The sequence below is a fragment of the Parvularcula lutaonensis genome (assembly GCF_014651915.1).
In the GTDB taxonomy this organism is placed as follows: domain Bacteria; phylum Pseudomonadota; class Alphaproteobacteria; order Caulobacterales; family Parvularculaceae; genus Parvularcula; species Parvularcula lutaonensis.
In genome coordinates, this window is sequence record NZ_BMXU01000002.1 from 1066445 (window position 1) to 1080651 (window position 14207).

Here is a 14207-nt window from a genome sequence, read left to right on the forward strand (position 1 = left end):
TGTCAGGGGAGCCGGAATGACCAGCAAGGCAGCGTTCATTGCCGCCCATCGCTTCGGCCTCGGCCCGAGGCCGGGGGAGCTGAAGACGATCGCCAAGGACCCGCAAGGCTGGGTCGCGGCACAGATCGGCCCGGTGCCGCTGCCAAAATCCTTCGAACGCTTTCCCTCCAGTGAAGAGATCACGACGAAGCTCAGCCTTTCCGGCCAGGAAACACGGAAAACTTTCAAGCAGGAACTGCGCAAGCAGCAGCGCGCCGAAGACCTCGAAACCATGCGCGTAAAGGTGACGACGAATCGTCCTTTTGCTGAGCGTATGGTCGCTTTCTGGGCCAACCATTTCAGCGTGACCGCTGGCCGTGCGATGACCAAGGACCTCGTCCACGCTTATGAGCGCGAGGCGATCAGGCCGTACGTGTTCGGATCGTTTAACGAGCTTGCCTTCTCCGCGATCACCCATCCAGGAATGGTCGAATATCTCGACAACGGCAACTCGTTCGGCCCCAATTCGCCGATCGGCAAGCGGCGCAAGGCAAAGATCAACGAAAACCTCGCCCGTGAAACGCTCGAGCTTTACACCTTGGGGGTCAATGGCGGTTATACCCAGGAGGATGTCGAGGAGCTGGCCAAGATCCTCACCGGCTGGGGGCTGATGTCGCCGCAGATGGCGCGGGTGAAGAACCGCTTCGCGGACAAGTTCCCCAATCAGGAATTCAGCAGGCGGATCGGCTACGGCGAGTACTTCCCTCTGGTCCATGAGCCGGGACCTAAAACGGTCCTCGGCAAGACCTACGAGGAAGAGGGGCCGCAGGAGCTGCGCCGGGTGGTCGATGACCTCGCCGCCCATCCCTCCACGGCGACCTTCATCGCTACCAAGCTCTGCCGTCATTTCGTTGATGACAATCCTCCCCTGATCGCAGTGAACAAAATCGCCAACGTCTTCATGCAGACCAATGGCGATCTCGCGCAGGTCAGCCTCGCCCTGGTCCAGCTGGAGGAAGCGTGGCTCGAACCCCTGCCAAAGGCGAAGTCCCCACACGATTTCGCCGTGGCGACCTTCCGGGCCCTGCAGGCCGACAATGCCGAGGCACCGATCCTGCTGCCCGGCATGAACATCATGGGCCAGAAGCTGCACAGCGCGCCCTCGCCGCAGGGCTGGCCGGACGAAGAGACGGCCTGGTTCAACCCCGCCTCGCTGATGCGTCGGATCGAGTGGTCGCGCCAGATCAGCAAGAAGCTCGGCAAGGGCTGGAATCCGCGGAACGTCCTTGAACAGACGATCGGGCCAGTAGCGAGCGAAGAGATTCGCCAGGTCGTCCGCGGCGCACCCTCGAGCACCGATGCCATCGCTTTTGTCCTCGCCTCGCGCGAATTCCAGAGGAGGTAGGCGATGATCGACAGACGCCTTTTCCTGCAATCCGCTGGCGCGGTCAGCGTTCTGGCCATGGGCGGGGTCACCCTCGCCAAGGCGCCAACCGATAAGCGCTTCGTGCTCATCATCCAGCGCGGTGCGCAGGATGGCCTGCACGCCCTGCCGCCCTATGGCGATCCTGCATACTACGCTGTCCGTCCCCGCGTGGGCCTGCCGAAACCCGGCCAGGAGAATGGCGTCGTCAAGCTCGACGGGCTCTTCGGCCTGCATCCGGAGCTTGCGCCGCTCAGGCAGCTTTATGCTTCGGGTGAACTGATCGCCCTTCCCGCTGTCGCCACGCGCTATCGCAAGCGCTCGCACTTCGATGGCCAGAACCTGTTGGAGAACGGCTCCGGCGAGCCGTTTGGCACCACGTCGGGCTTCCTGAACCGTGCGCTGCTCGGGCTGGGTGATGCGAAGGACCGGCTCGGCCTCACCGTGGGGATGTCCGCGCCACTCATTCTTCAGGGTAAGGCGCAAGTCCAGTCATGGGCACCGAGCGTCCTGCCAAAAGCGAGCGATGATTTCCTCGCGCGGCTCGCCTTTGCCTATTCCGGCGATGAGGTCCTGTCGGACACGCTGGCGGCGGCCATGATGCCTGCGGCAGAGATGGATGTCTCGAACAAGGACGCGATGCGGATCAACAAGGGGAAGGACCTCTCCCTCGCCGCGGCGAATGTCGGCGCCATGCTGGCGATGGCCGATGGCCCGAGGGTCGCCGTCCTCGAATCGACCGGCTGGGACCACCATGACGGCCTTCTTTACCGCTCACGCAACCTCTTCAAGGACCTTGCACGGACGATCACGACATTGAAGGACTCGATGGGCCCGGCGTGGGAGGACACAGTTGTCATGACTGTCTCCGAATTCGGCCGAACCGTGCGTGAGAACGGCAGCGCCGGCTCCGACCACGGAACGGCTGGCACCAGCTTTCTCGCAGGCGGCGCGGTGCGCGGCGGGAGGATCGTCGGCGATTGGCCCGGCCTACGTAGCCAGGACATGTATCAGGGTCGCGATCTCTTTCCCGCCAACTCGACCGAAGGGCTGTTCAAGGCCGTCCTCATCGACCATCTCGGCATCAGTGAGGGCTATGTCGAACGCGAGGTCCTTCCGGGTACGGGGTCCGCGCGAAAGACCGAAGGCCTCTTTCGCGCCTGACCCGATCCATCAGGTAGATAGCGGATCAGGATCGAGGAAGTTGAGCGCGGGGCGCCCTGCGAAATTCGCAAGGTTGGGCAACGCGGCGTTCAGCTCCGCATCGGTGAGGCCGAACCAGCGCCCCATCGGTGCGGCCATTTCCTCCACCGACACCGACGGCACAAAGCGTCCGGCTTCCGGTTGGAACTCCGTACCCAGAACAGGCTCTGGGATATCGCCGAGGATGCGTCCGCCATTGACCGCGCCGCCGACGACAAAGTGGTTGGATGCCCAGCCGTGATCCGTGCCATCGCCATTGACTGCAAGGGTCCGGCCGAAATCCGAAGCCGTGAAAAGCGTGACGTCCTGGTCGACGCCCAGCTCCTCCATCGCCGCTTGGAAGGCCACGATTGCTCCGTCGATTTGGCCTTGCAGCCCCGGCAGGTCTTGCGCCTGCGCCGAGTGCGTGTCGAAGCCTCCGATCCCCACAAAGAAGACCTGCCTGCTAACGTTCAGCACACCCCTTATCGCAATTGTCTCTGCAATCGCCTTCAGGTCACTGCCCAGCTTGCCCGCCGGGAAGCTGGTCGACACCCTGTCCACGGTTCCGCGCGCTGCGTTGTAGGTCTCGTTGTTCACGACCGTCGCCTCGAAGGCTGACTTGATATCGCGTGCAATGAGGTTCGAGGACTGAAAATCGAGCCCAGTGAAGTGACGGCGGAGGACCTGGTAGTACTCCTCCCCACCCGGCTCATTCCGTCGCATTGCAGCATCCTTCAGGGCAAAAAACTCTGCCGGCCCGCTGCTTGAGACTTGGAACGGGAACACCTGGTTACCTGTGAGGAACAGCTCATTGCCGCCCGTCGTTATGGTCGAGAACTGCGCTGCCTGTCCCAGGCCGGAGGCCATCGCAGCATCGGCGAACAGCCCTCCCCAACCAAGCTGCGCGCCCTCGGGCGCACTCGCCTGCCATGTCGACTGCTGGTCATTATGCGAGAACAGCCGCGCCGGGAGGGGTACGGAGTTGTCGAAAAACTGCTGTTCCGTTGTCGGCTGGATCAACGGCCCGACATTCCCAATGATCGCGGCCTTCCCTTGGTTGAAGAGACCCCGCAGCCCCGGCATCTCCGGCGCCAGAGCAAACTCCCGCGCGCCGAAGCTCGCCTGGTTGGAAAGCGTCAGCGGCTGCAGGAACTGACGGTCCCGCGCGCCTTGGTACTGGTCGAACAGGCTTTGCCGCGTCTGGACGAGCTGGTCGTAAGTAGGCTGATCGAATGAGAAGACCGTGTCGTTCTGGTCCATGCCTCCGAAGAGGAAGACACAGACCAACGCCTTGTACCCGGCCGTGTTCGCTGCCCGAGCCGCCGTGAAGTTGAGCAGTGCCGAGGACACTCCGGTCGCCGCTGCGCTAGCCGTGGCGGTCTTGAGGAAATTGCGTCGCGAAAGTCTCATGGCCTTCTCCTAGCGCTGCACAACGAAGTCAGGGGACGTCAGGATCATCAGGACTGCGATCCTCGCCACCAGAAGCTCTTCATCCGTACCCGGTCCGGAGACATCGATGCCCTGGATCGCCTCGGTGATAAGGGCGCGGGTTTCGGGCGTCAGCTGGCCATAGGTCAGCTTCGTATCGAGATGATCGAGCAGCGCAGGGATGTCGTCCGCCAGCGCGACCTCGGCGCTGAGGTCGGCCTGGAACGCCGCCCGCGCCTCTGCATCATTATACCCGGTGACCCCTTCGCGCGCGAACAGATCCGCGATTCCGGAGGTGTCATTCCCGACCTGCCCTCCGAAGACGAAGGCGGTCATGAAGTTGGCGTAGCCCGGAATGGTCGCCGAGTTCGTGATCTGCAGCTCCGGGACCGTCAGGCCGGCTGCACCGCTCTGCGTACCCGGCGCGATATAGCCGGGGCGGAAGAAATTGAAGACTGACGGGCTGCGGAAGGGATGCTGGCCCAAGGGCCCGGTTCGGTCGATGAACCAGAGTATCTGGACGTATTCCGGTGCCACGTTTGCACCGAACGCCCTTGCCCAGTTGGTGAAACGGATGATCGGCTCGCGGATCTTGCCCGAGCGGTTCGGATCGATGCTCGTCGTGTCACGAGCGTCGCGATCGAACAGCACGGCCGCGACCGTGGCCTTGAGGTCCCCACGCTTCCCCGTGCCGACCTGCGTCCCTCCTGGTAAGGCGTAGCTGCCCTGCTCGAAAGCGGCCGCAACCCGGTCGATATAGTCCGGCTCAGGATCACTGCTGACGAGGCGCTGAATCAGCTGCCGCGCAAGGAACGGCGCCACATTGGGATGGTTCGCAATGGTATCGAGAGCCGCATCGACGCTGGCTGCTGCATTCGTCCCTGCGGGGATCGTCGTGCCGAGGAAGTTTTTCTCGCCGGCCTCGTGGATCGCGTCCCATGTCACCATCGGGCGCGCGAGCACCTGGTTGCCATAAGCCGCATCGTCGCGGCCGAAGAAGCGCTCGATCTCGCCGTCGAAGACGAGCCCGGTGAACACGCGCGCGAGGCCTGTGATATCGGTGTTATCATAAAGCTCCCCCGCGCCCTGCTGAACGCTGCCGTCACGGTTGAGCGGCACCACGCCAATCGAGAACAGCTGTAGGATCTCCCGCGCATAGTTCTCGTCCGGCATCCGACCGGTCGAAGGGTCCGCCTTCTGGTTGTAGGCATAGGTGAGGTAAAACCCCATCGGCGGTGAGTAGGTGATCTCCTCGATCAGCTCACGGTAATTGCCAAAGGCGTTGCGCTTCAGAATGTCATGATACGAAGCAATGCCATCGGGGTAGTCGAACAGGACTCCCATGGGCGCGTTCGAGACGACGAAGATTTCCGAGAGTGCGAAGGCCACCCTCTGGCGCAGCTGGTCGTCCGCCGTCAGGGCCGTGGTCCAGAACGCATTCGTGTTGCTGGCGGTATAGAACTGCCCGTCAAAGGTCTGCGTCGCCCGCTGCCGCAGATCCTGCGTGATCGGCAGGCTGAGCGTTACCGGCTTGTCGAACTCGGCCAGGATCCAGTCGACGGCATCGGTTCCCGTGAGAGTGGCAATATCCTGAGGCGTCGGACCGAACGTCGCCTGCGCGAGGAAGCGGGCTGTCTTGTCCTCCGTCTCGAAAGCGTCCGAGGCAGGCTGCGGCGCTGGCGGCGGTGTCTGGCCTCCGCCTCCACCCCCCGTTGGCGGCGGGGTGCCGCCCCCTGTGTCGCCTCCACCACCGCCGCCGCATGCAGCGAGGCTTATGCAGGCCATGACGGTCAGCGCGATCCGCGCAAATCCGGTTCTGGTCGCCATGCTCGTCTCCTACCCAACTCCGCGCGAGACAGCCCCTGAACCGCGCGATCACTGAGTTGACGGAGAGCTTGCCGCAAATCCTCTACGGTGTCTGAATGTTTTTCTCGGGCGCAGACCTACGTCACCCCGCTGGGCTTGCCTGTGAAATCTTCACCCGCAATTGACGCAGACGCGCGAGACAGGTCCTGTCACGTCAGGAAGAAACGACGCCGGAGCCATGAGCGAGGCCGAGAAGCTTCAGATAGCTGTGTTCGAGCGCCACCGTCCGGTGGCCCTGCGCATCCTCGCCCGCCGCTTGGGGTCATGGGCCGATGCCGAGGACGCGCTGCAGGACGCGGTGCTGCGGGTGATGGAGCTTCCAGCAGAAAAAGTGGTCGAGAACCCCGGCGCTTACCTCGTTAAGGCCGCGCTCAACGCTGCCACCGACAGGCAGCGCAGCAACCAGAGCCGCGACGCCCGAGAACGCGAATGGACAGACAGCCGGGGACCGGACCAGCCGCCGCCTGCCGACCAGGCCCTGATGGCCCGGCAGGAGCTTGGCGAAGTCCTGGCCCTGCTTCGCGAGCTCTCGCCTTCGGTGCGCAACGCCTTCCTCCTCCACCGCGCGGAAGGCCTGCCTCAGGCCGAGGTCGCAGAGCGTCTCGGGCTGAGCCGCAGCACTGTCGAAAAACACGTGGCGAAGGCCATGCGCCACCTCCTCGACCGCCTCTCGGGAGACGGCATGGAGGCAGGCGCACCGCCGCTCCGTCATCAGGGTGAGGAGCCGAAGAACCCGTGAAGCTGAGCGACTGGCAGAGCATCGACGAGCACGTCCGCGAAGCGGCGCTGGCCTGGCACGCGCGGATGACCGCGGGTGATGGCCGCGCGGATGATGCGGCGTTCACCGACTGGCTGACGGCGGATCCTGCGCACTACGATGCCTTTGCGCTGGTCGAAGCGTTCGACAGCTCCCTCGACGGCCTCTCCCTGGACGCGGAAGCCGAACCGGCAAACGACAATGCGGCGGGCGGACTTGCCGTTCCGTGGCCAGCGCTCGCTGCAGGGATTGGGATCGTTGCCCTCGGTCTGGCACTGGTCTTCAATCCGTTTGCGGACAAGCCGTACGAGGCGCAGATCTACGCCGAGACAGACCTTGAGCGCTCGGTGACCGAGCTTGGCGACGGCAGCAGGATCATCCTCGCTCCGGGCAGCAGCCTTTCCATCAACTACGACCGGAAGACGCGGCGCGTCTCTGCGCTGAAGGGGCTGGCCTATTTCGATGTCGCCGGAGACGGACGACCGTTCATCGTCTCGCTTGCCGAAGGCGAGGTCCGCGTTCTGGGTACGGAATTCGAGATCAGGCAGACCCCCGCTGTAACCCGTGTCGGCGTGGTCGAGGGCCGCGTCGCCTATGAAGGCGAAACAGGCACGCGCATCGAGCTTGTGCCGGGACAGCTTCTTGCCGATACGATCGCCGCTCCCCCGAAAGTCCTCGACACGGCATTGGAGACCATAGCACCTTGGCGCGATGGCGTCCTCGAATTTGATAACGCTCCGCTCGCGGAGGTCACGGCCGCGCTGAACACCTATTTCGGGCGTGAGACTTTCCGGATCGCGCCAGGCCTGACGCCGGCAAACCGCTTCAGCGGCGTCCTCTCGCTCAGCACGCCTGCGGCAACGGCGCAGCAGCTCTCGGCCTATTTCGGGGTTGACGCCTTCGAAGAGGCCGGCATCATCACGCTCGCTGCTCCCAGCGATCCGCCTGCTGAGTAGCCATGCGGGGCGTTGGGGCGACAGCGTCGGGGCTGGCAGCGTGGTCCGTGCTTGTCGCGGGAGCGTTCGCGCAGGAGCCGCCCCTGCGAAGCCTCCAGCTTCCCCCTTCCCCTTTGGCAGAGGTGCTCTCACAGATCGCGCGCTCGGGACAAGTGTCGCTTTCGCTCGGCGGCGTCGATCTTGCGAGCGAAGAGAGCGGTTGGGTGCTCGGTCCCGAAACCGCTGAGGAAGGCTTTGCCCAGGCCCTGTCCGGGACGCGCTACACCGTGGACGAGATTGCTCCAGGGGCTTTCATCCTCATGCCGCGTACCGAGGATGGAGTGCGGCGCACTGACCTGCCCGCAGGCGTCGAGATTCCCGAGGACATCATCCTCGTGCGCGCCGAGGATGAGCCGGACCGCCTCCGCCCCGGCCATGCAGGGACTGTTTCGCAGGTCTCTGCAAAAATGATCGATGCGCGGTCGATCGAGACGGTCCAGGACCTTGGCCGCGTCACAGCGGGACTCACGACAACCAATCTGGGACCCGGACGGAACAAGCTTTTCATCCGTGGTTTGTCCGATGGCGCATTCGCCGACCGCACCCAGTCCACCGTCGGCCTACTGATTGGCTCCGTACCTGTTATTTTCAGCGACACGACACCAGAGCTTCTCCTGTACGACGTCGCTGGCGTTGAAATTCTCAAAGGCCCGCAAAGCACCGCAATCGGTCCGAGCAGCCTTGGCGGCATGGTGCGTATCGTCCCTGCCCGGCCTGATCCCAAGGCGGTCCATGGCGCCATCGCGGCTGGACAAGCGAGCACCGCCGACGGCGAAGGGAGTTGGCACACCGCCGGTTACCTCAACCTGCCCCTCGTCTCGGGAAAGCTCGCAGCACGCATCAGCGGCTACCGCGAAGACCGAGGCGGCTTCATTGACGACAGCCTGCGCAATTTGGACGACGTCAACAGCGCGAGGATCGAAGGCCTCAGAGCTGCGCTCCGCTGGCAGCCGGACCAACGGACCGCGCTCGATTCTTCAGCTGCGATCCACGAAGTCAGACTCGCCGACAGTCAGTATGCAACAGGTGGCCTGACCCGCCAGACTCTTTACGCCGAGCCCTATGGCGACGTGCTTCGCCTCTGGTCCCTCGAAGCACGGCACGACCGCGATGCAATCGCGCTCCGATCCTCGATCGGCTTCACGGCGCGGAAGACCAACCTTACCCAGGACGCAAGCTCCATCCTCCTTGGTACAGAATTCGACGAGGGGACAATCCTCCCAATTCAGTTCACCGAAGCGCGGAACATCGACGCGCTGAACGCCGAGCAGCGGATCGAAGGTGAGCGCGGACGTTTTTCATGGCATCTCGGCGCCTATGCCTCCCGCCGGGAGGAAACCGCGAAGACGGACCTCTTCGTTGCCTTCAATCGCGCGGAAGCCTTCGTGACCGATGCCAACCTCATCAACCGCGAAGCCGCCATCTACGGCGAGTTCAGCTACCACTTCACAAGCGGAATCACGCTTCTCGGTGGTGTTCGCGCCCAGTATGCGGATCTTGCAGCAGAGTTGAACGTGTCGGGCAGCCTCAATTTCGGAGTCAGCCGCCTCGTCAATGACAGGGCTGAACGGGACCTGCTGCCCCGCGCGGCGATCACCGTCGATTTGGATCCGCAGACGGTTTTCTATGTCGAAGCCAAGGCCGCCTCGCGGCTCGGCGGCCTCAACATCAATACGCCCGTGGTGGCCTTCATCGAACAAAGCGATGATGATCTGTTCACCACGAATTTCGCCTTCGCGATCAGCGATCTCGATTTTCTCAACCAGGTCGATCCTTTCCTGCCGGGCGATCCCACGCAATTCCTTTCCGACCGTGTGCTGAATAAGGAGGTTGGAATTCGTCGCGAGGCGAGAGATGGCCGCTCCCATGTTTCTGCATCGGCCTACCATCTCGACTGGAGGGATATCCAGACCGACCAGCTCCTTCCCTCAGGGCTGCCTTTCGTCAGCAATGCAGGTGACGCCGAGGTCTTCGGTGTAGAGTTCGAATTTGACTGGCAGTTGCACGAGCGGCTCGCTCTTTCAGGTGCCATGTTCGCCAATGACGCTGCCCTTACCGAGCCGAGCCCCTTCCTTGCCGCCGAACCCGGCGCGCGGCTGCCCAGTGTCCCGCGCTTCGCCGCAAGTCTCGCGGCTGATTGGCAAGCCTTCAAGACCAAAGGATGGTCCGTCACCCTCTCCGCTGATACTCTATATCAGGAAGGGTCCGCGCTCCTCTTTTCCGAGGGCACGTCCCCTCGTTCGGACGATGTGAGGCGGATCGACCTGCGCCTTGGGGGCGAGAGAGGCCCTTGGCGGGTCGAGGCCCGCGCGATGAACCTCTTGGACAACCGTGCCAACACCTTCGCTTTCGGAAACCCGTTCAGTTTCGACGTCACCCCACAGCAAACGCCGCAGCGTCCGCGAACACTGGGTTTTACGGTCTCGCGGCGGTTCTGAGACGCCCCCCCTTTCGTTCCGCGCGCCGCTCCGCTATCCGGACCCTTCGGCCGGAGGAGTGGCAGAGTGGTCGAATGCGGCGGTCTTGAAAACCGTTGGGCGTTTACGCGTCCCGGGGGTTCGAATCCCTCCTCCTCCGCCACAAACTATTCGCGAACCCGAGACGAGGCCCCAGCGTGGGCCTTTTTTCTTTTTGGTTCAAAGGGGTTTAAGGAAAGCACCCGACTTGTGGAGACTGGCCGTTGGCCTGAAATTGGTCTCCCAAAGCCCGGCGTCTCTTTCCACCCGCCCTTCACCTGGACCGGGACGGATTCAAAAAGTAACGCCTTTTCAGGTTGTTGCTGGGAATGGGTTGCGCCGCAGTTGAAGTAGGTCCGACCGCTTTTAATGCGAACAGAGACACCCGAAGGCGGCGTGGTTGTGCGTGTTGGCGCGAATGACCACGAGAAGTCTCTGATGACAAAGAGACTTTCCGCTCATAGCCTGGCGGCATGTCAAATGGGCCCTGGACAGACGAAGAAAACGATCTGATCGTCGCAGATTACTTTGCGATGCTGGCCGATGACATCGCTGGGCACCGCTACAACAAGGCCGAGCATCGACGGGCGCTACTGCCTTTGCTGAACGATAGATCTGAGGGATCGGTCGAGTTCAAGCACCAGAACATCAGCGCCGTGCTGAAGGGGCTCGGTGAGGACTGGATCCCTGGCTACAAGCCTGCTTTCAATTTCCAGATGACGCTGGTTGATGCCGTGGCGCGCTGGCTGGCGTTGAACCCGGCGTGGCTCGGCCGCCGTGCGGGTGCAGGAGCGCCGACCGGCCTGGCCGAAGCCGTGCCAATCTGGATCGGGCCGCCGCCCACGTTGTCGAACCAGCCGCCGCCGCAGGAGCTGGAGCAGATGCTGCACATCGCCCGAAAATTCGATGTCGCGGCGAGAGACGAGAGAAACCGCACCCTCGGCCGTGCCGGTGAGGAGCGCGTCCTAGCGCACGAGCGTGCAACCCTTAAATCAGCGGGCCGCGACGACCTTGCGCGGAGGGTTCGGTGGGTGTCGGAGGAGGATGGCGATGGTGCGGGCTATGATATCGCCAGCTTCGCGCCGGATGGCCGCCTGCGCCTAGTCGAGGTGAAGACGACGAATGGCTGGGAACGCACACCCTTCCACATCAGCCGCAATGAACTGGCCGTGGCCGAGGAGCGGCGTTCGGAATGGTCCCTGTTCCGGCTCTGGAACTTCGCGCGCGAGCCGAAGGCGTTCGAGCTGCACCCACCGCTGGACGCGCATGTCTCGCTGACCGCGACGTCCTTTCAGGCGAGTTTTCATTGAGGGTCAGCGAAACGCCCGCTCAGCCTGCTCCTGCCATGTCTCCCCCGCCAGAAAGCACAGGTCGTAAAGACTGACCGACGACGCTTCGCGGCCGCAGGTTAGGCGCTTCAGCACCTCTGGCGCCAGATAGGCGAGGCGCAGCTGGCGGCTGACATGGCGTTCGGCCAAGCCGACGGCCTCGGCCAGTTCCTGGATCGTGGCGAACTCGCCTGCCTCCATGCGCCGCCGCCAGCCCCATGCCCGGCCGATGGCGCGTAGGATGTGCGGGTCCTGCGCTTGATCCGCGCTCGGTCCATGGTCGGCGGGAGGCAGGATCTTCGCTCGCCCGTTTTTCTTGCATACCTTGAGAGGGATCAGAATGCGGATGGTGTCATTGAAATTAGTCATGCGGCGGCCTCTATCTCGCGCGGGGCGAACATCTCGCGGATGACCCCGGCGATGCCCTCGCGCCGGATATCGACCTCGAGCCCGGCGGCCGTTACCGTGATGCGCCGAACAAGGAGTTGAACAATTCGGGCTTGCTCGGCGGGGAAGAGTTGGCTCCAGAGGGTGTCGAACTCGTGGAGCGCCCCCAAGGCGTCGGCTTCGGAAATTTCGGCGGTTTTGGTTTTGAGCGCCGCCAATACCTGCGTGACGACCTCCGGTGTCTGCAGGATCCGGCGGATTTCGGTCACCACCGCGTCCTCGACCATCCCGGCGGCCAGCCGCGTTGGCGCGGTCTCGTCGCCGGTATCTCGGTTCCGGATCACGTCCATGGACACGTAGTACCGGTAGAGTTTTGGGCCTTTCTTCGTGGTGGTGGGCGTCATGGCCGCACCGGTTTCAGAGAATATCAGACCCTTTAGCAGCGCCGGTGTCTGCGCGCGGGTGTTGTTGGCGCGTTTGCGGGGACTCTCCTGCAGGATGGCGTGGGCGCGGTCCCATAGGGCCTTGTCGATGATGGCATCATGCTCCCCGGGATAGGGTTTGCCCTTGTGGACGGCTTCACCGCGATAAACCCGGTTCTTGAGCAACCGGTAGAGATAGCCCTTGTCGATCAGCGTCCCCTGTTTGTTGCGGGCCCCTTCGCGACGGAGCTCTCGCACCAGCACGGTGGCGGACCCAAGTTCGACGAAGCGCCCGAATATCCGCTGCACCTGCGCCGCCTCGGCCTCGTTCACGATGAGCTTGCGGTCGACGACATCGTACCCGAGGGGGACATAGCCGCCCATCCACATGCCCTTCTTCCTCGAGGCGGCGACCTTGTCGCGGATCCGCTCGGCCGTGACCTCACGCTCGAATTGCGCAAAGCTGAGCAGGATGTTCAGTGTGAGCCGCCCCATCGACGTTGTCGTGTTGAAGGACTGGGTCACCGACACGAAAGTCACACCGTGCCGGTCAAAAAGCTCGACCAGCTTCGAAAAATCCATCAGGGCGCGGCTGAGGCGGTCGATCTTGTAGACCACGATCACATCAACGAGGCCGTCTTCGACATCGGCGATCAGCTGTTTCAATGCCGGGCGGTCCAGAGTGCCACCGGAAAACCCACCGTCGTCGTAACGCTCGCGCAGGCAGGCCCAGCCCTCGGAGCGCTGACTGGCGATATAGGCCTCGCAAGCCTCGCGCTGCGCATCGAGGCTGTTGAACTCCATGTCGAGCCCTTCCTCGGTGGACTTGCGGGTGTAGATCGCGCAGCGCAAGCGGCGGTTCGGACTTGTTTTACTGTCCATGGTCACACGTCCCGCGAACGGGTTTGCAGGCCGAAGAAACGGTAGCCGTTCCAGCGCGTACCGGTGATCTCGCGAGCGATGCCGGAGAGCGACTTGTACTTGCGACCCTGCCAATCGAACCCGTCTTTCAAAACGGTCACCGTATGCTCGACGCCGTTCCAGTCGCGGATGAGCTGCGTGCCCGGGACGGGATTGCGAGGATCCGTGATCTGATGCTTGCGGCGAGCGATCCCTTCGACCTCGTCAGCGAGCAAATCGAGCATGCGCCGCGTTTCACGATCTGGCCCGCCGTAGGTCAGTTCCTGAATGCGATAGGCGAGCCGGCCCTCCAGAAATGCGCGGCTGTTGTTGGGCGCTGAGCTGCCCATCAGGTTTTCCCACTCAGCTTTCAATTCCTTGACGGACAGGGTCTTCAAGGCGGCCAGGCGCGACAGGACCGTTTGATCCAGGCTTGCATCCTGGCCCGGCGCGGGCGGTGTTATCTTACTCTGATGCTTCATCAATTCCTCCGATGCGGATACGTTTCCTGCGACGACCACCGCTCTTTCGGGGCGGTAAGTCCACGAAACGGTCTCCGGTTTCGGCAGATAAAGAGCTGGACTTGTCGGCTAGAACACGCACCAGGCCACCAGCGAGGATGCGGCCGATTTCTTCAAGGCGCGCCTCAGGCGACATGCGCTCAGGGCACAGGGGATTGGGCCCGGAAATCGGGCCTTTTGGATTGGACGACATGGCGACTTTTCGCGATTGAGATGATGCCCGAATGGTATCGCGAAATCAAGAAAACACAAGTATATCAATGATTTGTGGAATCCTGCGGCCTGTGCGAAGAGCCGCGCAAATCTGCGTATGCGCTTTGTCAGTTCATTGGCGGTCCTAACCGGGCCTCATGGCGAATCACGGCCCGGAACCGTCCATGAATTTGTCGAACGTGTCGACGGTCGCTTCTTCCTCGAGCTCGGCCATCTCCCAACGCGAGGGCGCCTGGTCGGGATATGACCCGTCCCCTTTGAACGCAGCCAGTCTGAGTGAAAGAATGGCTTGTCTGCAGGAGAAGAGCGATGGGCGCGAAGCGCTACAAACCCGAGGAAATCATCTC

Annotated in this window: 12 protein-coding genes and 1 tRNA gene; 8 read left to right on the top strand and 5 right to left on the bottom strand. The window is 62.9% G+C overall.

Annotation, left to right across the window (positions count from 1 at the left end; translation table 11 throughout):
* The first annotated feature begins 16 nt into the window (after positions 1-16).
* Together IE053_RS13570 and IE053_RS13575 are read left to right on the top strand one after the other, a co-directional pair.
* Positions 17-1384: a DUF1800 domain-containing protein gene (locus IE053_RS13570; protein ID WP_189576866.1), complete on the top strand. Its 1368-nt coding sequence runs from the start codon at positions 17-19 to the stop codon at positions 1382-1384.
* Positions 1385-1387: 3 nt separating this feature from the next.
* Complete coding sequence (locus IE053_RS13575; RefSeq protein ID WP_189576868.1) at positions 1388-2566, top strand: DUF1501 domain-containing protein; 1179 nt, start codon at positions 1388-1390, stop codon at positions 2564-2566.
* Between the two features lie 9 nt (positions 2567-2575).
* Here the strand turns inward: IE053_RS13575 and IE053_RS13580 are convergent, their stop codons facing one another.
* Together IE053_RS13580 and IE053_RS13585 are read right to left on the bottom strand one after the other, a co-directional pair.
* Positions 2576-3997 carry a DUF1501 domain-containing protein gene (locus tag IE053_RS13580; protein ID WP_189576870.1) on the bottom strand — a complete coding sequence of 474 codons (1422 nt, stop codon included), beginning with the start codon at positions 3995-3997 and terminating at the stop codon, positions 2576-2578.
* Positions 3998-4006: 9 nt separating this feature from the next.
* Positions 4007-5842, bottom strand: coding sequence for a DUF1800 domain-containing protein (locus IE053_RS13585; RefSeq protein WP_229786230.1), 1836 nt, complete (start codon positions 5840-5842; stop codon positions 4007-4009).
* A gap of 217 nt (positions 5843-6059) precedes the next feature.
* On the opposite strand from IE053_RS13585, the gene IE053_RS13590 reads away from it, so the two are divergent.
* The 5 genes from IE053_RS13590 (at position 6060) to IE053_RS13610 (ending at position 11399) form a co-directional block, all read left to right on the top strand.
* A complete protein-coding gene (locus tag IE053_RS13590) occupies positions 6060-6620 on the top strand; it encodes an RNA polymerase sigma factor (protein ID WP_189576872.1) in 561 nt (186 codons plus the stop codon).
* Entirely contained in the window at positions 6617-7594 is a 978-nt protein-coding gene (locus IE053_RS13595; protein WP_189576874.1) for a FecR family protein, read from the top strand. Before IE053_RS13590 ends, IE053_RS13595 begins: the two co-directional genes overlap by 4 nt.
* 152 nt (positions 7595-7746) lie before the next feature.
* Positions 7747-10071 (top strand): TonB-dependent receptor, encoded by a 2325-nt coding sequence (locus IE053_RS13600; RefSeq protein WP_189576876.1) that lies wholly within the window; start codon positions 7747-7749, stop codon positions 10069-10071.
* 52 nt (positions 10072-10123) lie between these two features.
* A tRNA-Ser gene (locus tag IE053_RS13605) sits at positions 10124-10213 on the top strand.
* A 349-nt stretch (positions 10214-10562) separates the two neighbouring features.
* Positions 10563-11399: a protein NO VEIN domain-containing protein gene (locus IE053_RS13610; RefSeq protein ID WP_189576878.1), complete on the top strand. Its 837-nt coding sequence runs from the start codon at positions 10563-10565 to the stop codon at positions 11397-11399.
* Between the two features lie 3 nt (positions 11400-11402).
* On the opposite strand, the gene IE053_RS13615 is transcribed toward IE053_RS13610, so the two are convergent.
* The 3 genes from IE053_RS13615 to IE053_RS13625 are packed head-to-tail and all read right to left on the bottom strand — an operon-like array spanning position 11403 to position 13608.
* Positions 11403-11786, bottom strand: a complete 384-nt coding sequence (locus IE053_RS13615) for a ParB/RepB/Spo0J family partition protein (protein ID WP_189576880.1) — start codon at positions 11784-11786, stop codon at positions 11403-11405.
* Complete coding sequence (locus IE053_RS13620; protein WP_189576882.1) at positions 11783-13108, bottom strand: recombinase family protein; 1326 nt, start codon at positions 13106-13108, stop codon at positions 11783-11785. The genes IE053_RS13615 and IE053_RS13620 overlap by 4 nt, the downstream gene beginning before the upstream one ends.
* A gap of 2 nt (positions 13109-13110) precedes the next feature.
* On the bottom strand, positions 13111-13608 hold the full coding sequence (locus tag IE053_RS13625; protein ID WP_189576884.1) for a DUF2924 domain-containing protein: 498 nt from the start codon (positions 13606-13608) through the stop codon (positions 13111-13113).
* Positions 13609-13997: 389 nt separating this feature from the next.
* On the opposite strand from IE053_RS13625, the gene IE053_RS14530 reads away from it, so the two are divergent.
* A partial coding sequence (locus tag IE053_RS14530; RefSeq protein ID WP_229786231.1) for a hypothetical protein occupies positions 13998-14207 on the top strand: 210 nt, incomplete at its 3' end.

What these genes read in the sequence shown, in the direction of transcription:
- IE053_RS13575 (WP_189576868.1), top strand. Translation starts at nt 1,388, where the DNA reads ATGATCGACAGACGCCTTTTCCTGCAATCCGCTGGCGCGGTCAGCGTT.
- IE053_RS13625 (WP_189576884.1), bottom strand. Translation starts at nt 13,608, where the DNA reads ATGAAGCATCAGAGTAAGATAACACCGCCCGCGCCGGGCCAGGATGCA.
- IE053_RS13580 (WP_189576870.1), bottom strand. Translation starts at nt 3,997, where the DNA reads ATGAGACTTTCGCGACGCAATTTCCTCAAGACCGCCACGGCTAGCGCA.
- IE053_RS13590 (WP_189576872.1), top strand. Translation starts at nt 6,060, where the DNA reads ATGAGCGAGGCCGAGAAGCTTCAGATAGCTGTGTTCGAGCGCCACCGT.
- IE053_RS13570 (WP_189576866.1), top strand. Translation starts at nt 17, where the DNA reads ATGACCAGCAAGGCAGCGTTCATTGCCGCCCATCGCTTCGGCCTCGGC.
- IE053_RS13615 (WP_189576880.1), bottom strand. Translation starts at nt 11,786, where the DNA reads ATGACTAATTTCAATGACACCATCCGCATTCTGATCCCTCTCAAGGTA.
- IE053_RS13620 (WP_189576882.1), bottom strand. Translation starts at nt 13,108, where the DNA reads ATGGACAGTAAAACAAGTCCGAACCGCCGCTTGCGCTGCGCGATCTAC.
- IE053_RS13585 (WP_229786230.1), bottom strand. Translation starts at nt 5,842, where the DNA reads ATGGCGACCAGAACCGGATTTGCGCGGATCGCGCTGACCGTCATGGCC.
- IE053_RS13610 (WP_189576878.1), top strand. Translation starts at nt 10,563, where the DNA reads ATGTCAAATGGGCCCTGGACAGACGAAGAAAACGATCTGATCGTCGCA.